General features: G+C 60.1%; 11 protein-coding genes. 10 read left to right on the top strand and 1 reads right to left on the bottom strand.

Annotated elements, in window-relative coordinates:
* Positions 1 to 127: 127 nt before the first annotated feature.
* Positions 128 to 361 carry a DUF3551 domain-containing protein gene (locus AC0L30_RS18415; protein ID WP_007596464.1) on the bottom strand — a complete coding sequence of 78 codons (234 nt, stop codon included), beginning with the start codon at positions 359 to 361 and terminating at the stop codon, positions 128 to 130.
* Positions 362 to 615: 254 nt separating this feature from the next.
* Here AC0L30_RS18415 and AC0L30_RS18410 point away from each other — a divergent pair, with 254 nt between their 5' ends.
* The 10 genes from AC0L30_RS18410 to AC0L30_RS18365 all read left to right on the top strand — a co-directional run bounded on the left by AC0L30_RS18410 (position 616) and on the right by AC0L30_RS18365 (position 9834).
* A complete protein-coding gene (locus tag AC0L30_RS18410; RefSeq protein ID WP_007596462.1) occupies positions 616 to 954 on the top strand; it encodes a hypothetical protein in 339 nt (112 codons plus the stop codon).
* Positions 955 to 1104: 150 nt separating this feature from the next.
* Entirely contained in the window at positions 1105 to 1620 is a 516-nt protein-coding gene (locus tag AC0L30_RS18405; RefSeq protein ID WP_473404915.1) for a hypothetical protein, read from the top strand.
* A gap of 40 nt (positions 1621 to 1660) precedes the next feature.
* Positions 1661 to 2143, top strand: coding sequence for a transcription elongation factor GreA (gene greA / locus AC0L30_RS18400; RefSeq protein ID WP_473404914.1), 483 nt, complete (start codon positions 1661 to 1663; stop codon positions 2141 to 2143).
* A gap of 54 nt (positions 2144 to 2197) precedes the next feature.
* Positions 2198 to 2875 carry a hypothetical protein gene (locus AC0L30_RS18395; RefSeq protein WP_473404913.1) on the top strand — a complete coding sequence of 226 codons (678 nt, stop codon included), beginning with the start codon at positions 2198 to 2200 and terminating at the stop codon, positions 2873 to 2875.
* A gap of 700 nt (positions 2876 to 3575) precedes the next feature.
* Complete coding sequence (locus AC0L30_RS18390; protein ID WP_473404959.1) at positions 3576 to 4907, top strand: tyrosine-type recombinase/integrase; 1332 nt, start codon at positions 3576 to 3578, stop codon at positions 4905 to 4907.
* Positions 4908 to 5764: 857 nt separating this feature from the next.
* Positions 5765 to 6715, top strand: a complete 951-nt coding sequence (locus tag AC0L30_RS18385) for a CBASS oligonucleotide cyclase (RefSeq protein ID WP_473404912.1) — start codon at positions 5765 to 5767, stop codon at positions 6713 to 6715.
* A complete protein-coding gene (locus tag AC0L30_RS18380) occupies positions 6712 to 7215 on the top strand; it encodes an HORMA-1 domain-containing protein (RefSeq protein WP_473404911.1) in 504 nt (167 codons plus the stop codon). The genes AC0L30_RS18385 and AC0L30_RS18380 overlap by 4 nt, the downstream gene beginning before the upstream one ends.
* Positions 7212 to 8114: an AAA family ATPase gene (locus AC0L30_RS18375; RefSeq protein ID WP_473404910.1), complete on the top strand. Its 903-nt coding sequence runs from the start codon at positions 7212 to 7214 to the stop codon at positions 8112 to 8114. The genes AC0L30_RS18380 and AC0L30_RS18375 overlap by 4 nt, the downstream gene beginning before the upstream one ends.
* The gene (locus tag AC0L30_RS18370) at positions 8114 to 9277 is read left to right on the top strand and encodes a hypothetical protein (protein ID WP_473404909.1); all 1164 of its coding nucleotides are present in this window, start codon (positions 8114 to 8116) and stop codon (positions 9275 to 9277) included. Before AC0L30_RS18375 ends, AC0L30_RS18370 begins: the two co-directional genes overlap by 1 nt.
* On the top strand, positions 9274 to 9834 hold the full coding sequence (locus tag AC0L30_RS18365) for a 3'-5' exonuclease (protein WP_473404907.1): 561 nt from the start codon (positions 9274 to 9276) through the stop codon (positions 9832 to 9834). Before AC0L30_RS18370 ends, AC0L30_RS18365 begins: the two co-directional genes overlap by 4 nt.
* Positions 9835 to 9839 lie beyond the last annotated feature (5 nt).

The following is a 9839-nucleotide window of genomic DNA, read 5'->3' as shown; positions in this document are numbered from 1 at the left end:
ATTCGCCGACGGCGCGGCCGCGGGGGCGCCCGCCCCTTTATCGCCGGGGGGGGGCGGGGGTTTGGCTCTGCTTTTTTTTTTTTTGGGGGTGGGGCCCCCCCCCCCCCCCCCCCACGCCGCCAATTCGTCAGTAGTCGCGCTGCTGCGAGAACGCGTAGCGCGGGTTGATGCCGCAATAAGACGATGTGCCGGAGGCGGTGGCGAGGCACTGCTGATAGCTGGCGAACTGGCAATTGCCGGGGTAACCCCACGAGCGGCCCTGGATGCAATATCGATCGTTCGCAGGATGTGCCTGGGCGGCCGGGGATGCTACGGCGAGCAGGGCCGCGAGCGATGCGAGAGTGAGGATGGTGCGACGCATGTCAGTCTCCTTCGAGAGCGAGTGGGTGGGAATGTCAGCGAGCCTGGCTCGTCTGTTGCGCAGTCATGCCTGTGTTGGTGTCGCCAGAATGCCTTGCGTTCGCGACAAGGCACATCATGACGCAGCCTGCCGCCGGCAATGTGATCTCGGCCACAGTTCACGATGGGGTTCGAGCCTATCGTGAACGGACTTGCACGTGTCGATCCCGGAGAACTACGCTTGCCTTATTCGGATCAGGTATTTTGGAGGTTCTAATGCAGAAATCATACTTGCTGGCTGCGACAGCAGCGCTGGCGCTTCTCATGCAGACACCGCTCGCGTTGGCGCAGGGCGCACCAGCCGCCGCCGGAACCGCGGCGCCTGCGACGACAACCGCCGCGCCGGCAGCGACGACGACCGCGCCGGGCGCAACCAATGACGCTTCCAGCCAGCCGACCGACTCCAAAAAGAGTGCGTCGAAGAAGCCGGCGAAGAAGAAGATGACGCGGCAGCAGGAGATCGATCACTCGGTCGACAGCGGCACGGTGCCCGCGCGCTACCGCAGCTCGGTGCCCAAGCAGTACCAGCAATACATTCCGTTCGATAAGCAGTGACGGATCGCACGGCGGCGCGGCGTGATCGGGCATCGCACCGCCGGTGCCATCGCGTCAAAATAGGACCTTGGCCGGGCGGAATCCGGCCATACATCCCCAGTGGCGGTCCGCGCGAGCGGTGCTAGAGTAGGCCGAAGCCTAGGGGGAGTAATGAGTGACGACGTGAAGGATGCTGGCCTCGTGGCCATGATCAGCAGCATCCTGGGAGGCAACAGGCGCGCCGCAGACAGTATTGTGCCGCCGCCGCTCATCGAGGTTCCGCCGCCGACAGCGCCGACGAACGGATTTGAGCTGGCCGAGCCGCCCGCCGCCGATACGCCGCCGGCCAAGGCCGAGAACAACGCAGAGAAGAATTCCGAGAACGCGCCCGGTGCGGCGGCGGCTGCCGCGAAGCCGGTCGAGCCGCCCGCGAAGATCGCGACGACGCCTGATGGCAAGCAGTTGCTGCCTGCTGAAGCGATCGCCGATCTCGTCCTGGGCGAGCTGCGCAAGCTGGAGAATTTTCCGGCGACCGGTGCCTCCGTCACGGTCTACGGTTACAGGCACTGGAATGCGATGATCACCTTCGCGCCGTTCTCGACCACATTCCGGGATGCCACGCGGTTCCGCCAGGCCATGCCGGACATCGTCTTCAAGCTGCGCCGTTTCGTCGAACTTGAGATATGATCCTGGCCATGAGCCCGAACAGTTCGACAGGAATTTCGACTTGAGCGTTGCCTTTACCAAAGAAGAGAGCGCGGAAACCGCCGCCGAGACGCTGTTGCCGGATCGGCCGATCTCGCCGCATCCAAACCTCGTGACGGAAGCAGGCTTGCAGGCGCTGCAAAGGCAGCTTCAGGACGCACGCGAAGCCTATGAAGCTGCGCAGGCGATCGAGGACGTCAACGAAAGGCGACGGCAATCGGCGGTGCCCTTGCGTGACGCCCGCTATCTCACCGAACGGCTGCGCACGGCGCAGGTCGTTCCCGCCCCGGCCTCGACTGATGTCGTCGCCTTCGGCAGCACGGTGACCTTCAGCCGCGCCGATGGCCGCGTGCAAACCTATCGCATCGTCGGCGAGGACGAAGCCGATCCCAAGGCCGGCACGATCTCGTTCGTGGCGCCGGTGGCAAAGTCGTTGATGGGGAAGGCGGTCGGAGATGTCGTGGGATCGGGTGCGCAGGAGATCGAGATTTTGTCGATTGGGTAGGGGGCGTTTATCGATGGTTTCCGCTGTGTCCGCGCAACCAAGCGCGATAGCTGGATGAGGCGGTTTCTGTCGGGGGCGTTGCCGTTTTACGCGCTGGCCGGATTGGCCATGTGCATGTACCTCGTCCTGTACAAGACTGATCTGTTCGACTTGAACGCCGTCGTCCAGGATGCAACCGGTTCGTCGTGGTTTCCGGTCTTCATATTCGTCTGCGTGCTACTCGAGTCGGTCTTCCCGTATTTTGGCTATTTTCCCGGAACCGCTCTTATCCTGATGTCCGTAGCGCTCAATCCGAAGCCCGCGGACGTCCCCGTCTTCATCGTGGCGTGGTCGGCCATCATCGCGGGCGCCGTCCTGAGTTACGGGCAGGCTCGCTTTTTCAGACCGCTGTTGCAGCGGGTTGCCTCAAAGGCGGCACTGAACCGCTGTGAGTCCCTCCTCGACGCCTACGGCCCTTACGCGCGCATTGCCCTGTTCGTTCATCCCAACGCCTGCGCGATGTATTTCACGGCGCTCGGACTCCTCGGCCGCAACCTGACGCGCGAACTCGCTTATCTCGGCGTGGGGGCAGCAGCCTCCGTGGGCATTCTGTTCGTCGTCGTGAGCAGACTTGTGTCGTCCGTAGGCACCACCGACGACGGGGAATTGCAGCTGCTGCTGGCCGCAGCACTGGTTGCCATCGGAACCCTGGTCGGTCTTTACGCGGCTTGGCGGCCGGCGCGGGCGGCTTGAAGCTCGAGGAGGCGTGCGCGTCAGCCGGCGCGGTCTCACCCCTTGCTCCGTCATTGCGAGCGCAGCGAAGCAATCCAGTCTGTCTCCGCGGAAAGACTCTGGATTGCTTCGCTACGCTCGCAATGACGAGGGGAGATCATGCGCAAAACAAAGAGCTAGTGCCCCAAGGGCGATGGCCCAATACTCCCGCTCAGGCCACCGCGACGATGCCATCATGCCGGTGTTTTGCCCGACGAGTCAAATCCGATTTCGGAAAAATAGCATGGTTGTAACCCATTGATCCGACTGATGCCGGCTACTGTGCAGGGGTTGTTTTCGACATTTTGTGATTGAGACGGTCCCGACACGCCACTGTGTGTCGACGATAGGTCCGCAATCAGCAGGGATCAGGAAGATGGATGGTGGGCGCACAAGGGATCGAACCTTGGACCTCTCCCGTGTGAACCACAATCCGTAGACCCGAGCCAACCAAATCCGGCCATAGTTGAGATGTAAAAACCCCCTTAATTCATGTTGGTTATGGCCTTGTGCGGCCATAAGAGCCCATAGGCGACCTTGTTACATTTTGTATGCCCCCGTTGTGCCCGCGGTGGATTTTCCCTCGGGGCACAAAAACGGGGGAGGTCTGAGACCCGGTTCTGTTCGAGGTTGGCCGCCCTTGTTGCGGGGTACACCGGGGCACAGAGAGAGGGAATGGATCATGACGGAGCCGGCCAACCAGCTGACACTCACTGATGCGGTGATCCGCAACGCAACGCTGCCGCCGGGTAAGGCGCAGCATTATCTCCACGACGACAAGCTGCCCGGCCTTGCCTTGCGCATGCGCGCCACCGGCGGCCGAACCTGGGTCTACCTCTTCACCAAGCCGGGGGTGAGGGGGACCCAGCGCAAGACCCTCGGCGCGTGGCCCAAATATAATGAGAAGGCCGCGCGCAAGGCCGCCACCATCGCCGCAGGCGAGGTCGTCAAGGGCTTGGACCCGAACGATGCGAAGCGCGAGGCGAGGCGGCAACAGGCAGCCGATAAGCAGCGCACCACGCTCGCGGCCCTCATTGTTGAAGATGGTCCCTACCAGACGTCCTTGACCGAACGTCAAGTCGTCAACTGGAAGCCAGCAATGTCGGCGTTGCGGCGCGGGCTCAAGGATCACGCCGAGAGCGGCGTGGGGGACCTGACGCGACGGCAAATCATGGCTGCGGTCGACAAGATTGCCAAGACCGGCAAGCGCGGTGCCGCCAAGGACTTGCGCAAGCACGTGCATACCTTCCTCGAATGGTGCGTCGGCGAAGGTTACGTCGAGCACAACGTGCTCGCCGGCTATCGCGCGCCCAAGGAAACTCGCGCGCAGAGAGTCGGGCGCCGAACAAAGGGCCGCGCGCTGGCCGATGAGGAAATCATCAAGGTCTGGGATGCATCCGGTAAGCTCGGGGCTTTCGGTCTCCTGGCACGCATGTGCCTGCTCGGCGGCCCGCGCCGCAGCGAGCCTACCATGATCGAGTGGCGAAAGCACATCATGGACGACCGGATCACCTTCGATGCGGCGTGGACCAAGATGGGGCTGCACCACGATGTGCCGCGCACTCACCTGGTTGACGAGGTGCTCACGGCCGCGAAACATTTCCAGCGCGCGACGTCCGACTATGTCTTCCCGTCACCGAAGACCGGTGGGCAGATGTCGGGCTTCACCAAGATGGTCAACCGCCTGGTCAAGGAAGCGGGCGTTGCCAAGTTCACCATGCATGACCTAAGGCGCAGTTTGCGCACCATCATGTCGCGCTGTGGCTACGACAACGAAATCCAGCGGTTGTGTGTTGGGCAGAAGCCAAGCGGAATCGATCAAGTCTACAATCACGACGAACAGTGGATCATCCGCAAGATGGCGTTCGAGGCGGCTCACGACTACATTGCAGAGCTGGTTGGCGCGAAACGCATCGGGAAGATCGTGCGCCTGCAGCGGACGAATCCGCTTGACCCGATCAAGGCCGAGCTGCTCGGCCGTCTCCGTGAGCATTATGCGGCCGAGGCGTCCTAGTCGTCTTATCGCACTTGGCCAGATAGTCCCGCACCGCATCGACACGATAAAGGGGCCGGCCATCGACGTAGCGCCATTTCAGCGGGTGGTTCGGATCGCGCCGCCACTGCTCCAGCGCTCCGGGCGTGCGCCGGATGACCGCGGCCGCCTCTAATGCCGTTAAATTAGAGCTGCCCGGTAGCGCGTCGATATCGAAGGTCGCGGGCGGCGGCATGCCACGGTTCTTGCGACGCCGCTTCGTGGCGTGTGGCATCTTCCGACTATTTGGTAGCTCTAACGCCTCGATCGGAACCTTTGCGTCCTTGCCGCTCATGCCTTAGTCCCGAACCGTGATCGGTCTGAGCCGATAAGATCGTAGGCTGCTCTAACAGGAAAGAAATCAAGTTCGCAGGTGCGGCTGCTGGGTCGCTGTGGCGTACAAATAGGACGAACCGCTTCGATTCGTCTGGGACGCGCCCGGGAGCCCCTTCGCTTCATTCCGACCATCGAAGGGCATAGGTTCAAAATCCTATCCCTGAAACGAAGTTTCTTCTGAATAAAATCAATGGATTATCCCGCCTTCGGCGGGTTTTTTCATGTGGGGGTAAGGGATTTCCACGCGTTATCCGGAATCCCTGTGCTTTTACATCGTAATATCAAGGTGTTACAGGCGCTCTTCCGATTGGCTGCCGAGCGTTACAGTTTTCTACATGGCGCGCGTCTGGCGCGTGACGAACGGCAGCGCCTCGCCCTTCATCGTCGAAAATCTCCTGTGAGTGTTCGGAGTAGGCGCACTTTTGCGCCTTGTATTTTTCTAAAGACTCGGTCACGGTGTTCGCTATTCCGAACTTTTTGTGACTCTTTAGAGGAGCCTCCCCGTGCCCCTGAACAACACTGAACTTCAGTATTACGACTTCAACGTGCTGCGCCTGCCGGCCGACAAGCGCAAGGAATATCACGAGCAGGTTGACCGCCTGATCTACGAACTCAGCCGCACGGTACGCGAGAAGACAGCGATCAAGATCACGAAGGTCGTCAAGGCGGGCTCCTTCGCAAAGTTCACGATCCTGCGGAAGACCTCGACCGACCCGGTCGACGTCGATGTCGTCTTCTACATCTCGGGCCGGAGCATCGACCATGAGACGCTCCAGGGTCTGAACGACACCATCTACAAGCTGCTGATCGAGATCTATCCCAACAAGGATGTCGAGGACTTCGAGATCCAGCGCAAGGCCGCAACGGTCTCGTTCGTCGGCACGGGCCTGAGCGTGGACATCGTTCCCGTCATTGAAGACCCGCAGCGCGCCGGTTACGGCTGGCAGTTCGATTTGCAGGACGGCTCGAAGCTCCAGACCTGCGCTCCCTGCCAGATCAAGTTCGTGCGCGACCGGAAGAACAAGGACAAGGACTTTCGCACGTTGGTCCGCTTGACGAAGAAGTGGCGCAATCACGCCGAGCTGAAACCGCTCAAATCGTTCATCATCGAGCTGCTCGTCGCGCACCTGCTCGACACGGAGGGCAACACCGGATCGATCGAGCAGCGGTTCCGGCGCATCCTTCTCTACATCGCGCAATCCGGGCTGAAGGAGCGCATCCAGTTCGCCGAGAACACGCTGCCGTTCGGCACGTTCAACGACCCTGTCGTGATTATCGATCCGGTCTACAGCCTGAACAACGTCGCCAGCCGCATCACCGCGGCCGAGCGGCAGGTGATCGTGGCAGCCGCGCAGAACGCCTGGGAAGCGGCGCACTTTGCTTCGGCAGAGGATGACACCGAGGTGTGGAAGGAAATCTTTGGACCCCGCTTCAAGATCGAGGAACCTGCATGACCCACTCTGCAACTGCCAGTCAGACGTATTCTTACACCAACGCCGACGTCGAGGCGGTGGCGCGGAGGTTTACGGCCGATCTCGTCATGATCGCCCAGAGCTCCGGCGCCATCACCGAAGCCAAGGCGCGCGAGTATGCCCACGATGTCGAAGCCCTCGCCAAGAAGGGGTTCCTTGAAAAGGTTGACATCACCTTGCTCCGCGACCTCACGGAGGAGGTGTGCGCGGTGCAATACACCGTCAACACCGCCTCGGGCGATCTCACCATGAGCCGCCCCGGCTGGGTCATGTGGCCCAAGGTCGCCAATCCGTACTTGCGTATCGTTCTGTTCCACACCGACGATTACACGTTCCCCGAGCGCGCCGCGATGAGCTCCAAGCTGAAGATCAACTGGAGTCCAACAAGTGACGACACCAGCCATGCGACGCTGAAGTCGGCGGGCAACCGCGACTATGCCAGCAACGCATTCGGTATGCAGCGAAAGGACTTTGCCTCATGAACCAGCCGGCTCCCAAAGTCTTCGACAGCGAAACTCCGCTTCCGGACCCTGCGCTAACCGCCAAAGCGAAGACGCTGCTCGGATTTGAGGAGCGGTACAAGCGCGTTCACAATCAGCTTCGCCTCCTTTTGAGCCTCGATGAAATCGGCGCCTGGAACAAGAAGCACCACGGCGGCAAGTTGCTGCTGTCCGAACTTGTCGCCGAACAGTATCCCCTCGCCATCTTTCACGGCGACGTCGGCACAGGAAAAACGGCCAACGCCGAATGCCTGGCCAACCGCATTGTTGCAGAGGCTCGTGCGGACGATTCGATCTTGTTCAAGCTCAGCAACCGCGTTCGCGGTAGCGGCAAGGTCGGAGAGATGGGCACGCACCTTTCGGAAGCGTTCCACCGCGTGACCCACTCCGCGGGCCGCGGGCGGCGTGCCATCCTTATTATCGATGAGGGCGACTCGCTGGCGACTTCTCGGTCTCAGGACCATAGCCACCACGAAGATAAAGTTGCCGTCAACACGCTCATACAAGGCATCGACGATCTGCGCAGGTTTGGTGGCCGTGTCGTCACCTTCCTTTGCACAAACAGGCTCTCGATCCTTGATCCCGCTCTGCAGAGGCGCGCGGCCATCGTCGAGGAGTTCAAGAGGCCAACGGCTGAAGAACGCAGGCAGCTATTCAAGCTCGATTTGGCAGCCCTTGGTCTGCCAGAAAGTCAAATTGCGCAGCTGGTAGCCGCGACTGAAGCAAAGAATGGGCAGCCGTCCTGGACGTACTCGGATATTCGCACCCGCCTTTATCCGAGCGCGTTGGCGCTGGCCTTTCCAGATCGCCCGCTCTCGTTCGAGCATCTCAAGTCTGTTGTTCTGGCCATGAAGGCATCGCCGACATTGGAGGATCGCTGATGGTCAAGTCGCCTCTGTTTGGACGCCGCATCCACATCGCGGGCAGCGTGTCACTCGAGTTGCCTCATGCCTCGACGGCTGACGTCGCTCAGGCTCGCGAATTGCTGCAGGGCGTTGTCCGCGAGCTCGTTGCGCGGGGGGTATCCTTCGTGCTGCCGGTTGATGGCGAAAAGCTCCGGCCCGTCGACAGCAAGCCGATCTGCTTCGATTGGCTGATCTTGGAGACAATACACAAGAATCTCGCTCGTCGCCCGACTGGCGCTCCAAATCCCCTCCTCGTTGCCGTGCAGCACCATAAGACGGAAGAGCAGATCCCCGCGGAATTTCAGGGCCTTTGGGACGAATTACGTTCTTCAGATCTCATCCAGATCGAGAACGTGTCTCATTGGAATATGAACAGCAAGCGGATGGAGGCGCAGGCACACTGGGGCGACATCCTCCTTACGGTTGGTGGATCCGAGGGAGTGTTGTTCCTGACTAACTTGTATCACGACGCGGGAAAGCCGGTTGTGCCCCTCGGCTGCAAGGTCACACCGGCGGATCAGGGCTCGCGTCGGCTTTTCACCTTAGGTCTGTCAAGCAGTCAGGCTCCGCGCCTCTTTCGAACTGTGGCTCAAACCGCTCACACCTGGATGAATCGTATCAATTTCACGGCGCGTACCGATACGGCCGATCAGGTTAAGGGCATCATAGACCTTCTGGAAAATCTGGAACCGCCGCCCGCGTTCGTCGTTCGACTTTTGAATCCGGACCATGAGGACTTCGCCGATGTAGAGGCGTTTTTCCAGGTGGTGGTGCAGCCGGTAATTGAGGGAGAACTGGGTTATCGTATGGTTGTCGTGGACGGTCAGCAAAAGTACGAGCACGCCCGCATCGATCAGGAGATCTTTGCTAAGCTGCACAGGAGCCGGGTCGTCCTAGCCGACATTACGGGAATGCGACCCAATTGCTTTTTGGAGCTTGGCTATGCCTTTGGTCGGAGCCTTCCGACAATGCTGACCGTCAAGGAAGGGAGTGCGCATCCGTTCGACATCCACACCTTTGCAGGCCTGCATTGGAAGACGAAAGGAACGATCGAGGAGCGGCGGCGAGCGTTTCGAGAGCATTGGGCTGCGATCCAAAGTCGACCACCCCTCGTCGCTACAGAGCCCCTAATCTCATGAAACGCGAAATCTTCATTTCGATTGACGTTGAGGCGGCGGGCCCAATACCGGGAGAATACAGCCTTCTATCAATCGGTGCCTGCGACGTGGACGAGCCGACGCGTGTATTTTCCTGTGAGCTACAACCGATCAACAGAAATGCCGACCCGAAGGCTTTGGAAGTCGGCGGCTTCTCGCTGGAGGAATTAGCCAAGACGGGTATTCCTCCAAAGGAGGCAATGGCAAAGTTTGCGGCGTGGATCGAAAGCTTTGTTCACGATGGGGATACGGCGGTGTTCGTAGGCTTCAACGCGCCGTTCGATTGGTCCTTCGTAAACTACTATTTCCACAAATTTCTTGGGAGGAATCCTTTCGGATTTACCGCGCTCGACATCAAGGCCTATTATATGGGCGCCACCGGATGTACATGGCGGGATACGCGCTCTAGTGCAATTGATAAGAAGCTAAACCCCAAGTCTAAATCGGATCACGACGCCTTGCACGATGCTCAATATCAAGCTGAACTGTTTCGTCTCATTCGTAAGAAGTTGGTATCTCGGCGGGCAGATAATGCCTGACAGTC

Source organism: Bradyrhizobium sp. MI1.11 (assembly GCF_055811255.1).
This window is presented reverse-complemented; position numbering and strand designations above follow the sequence as displayed.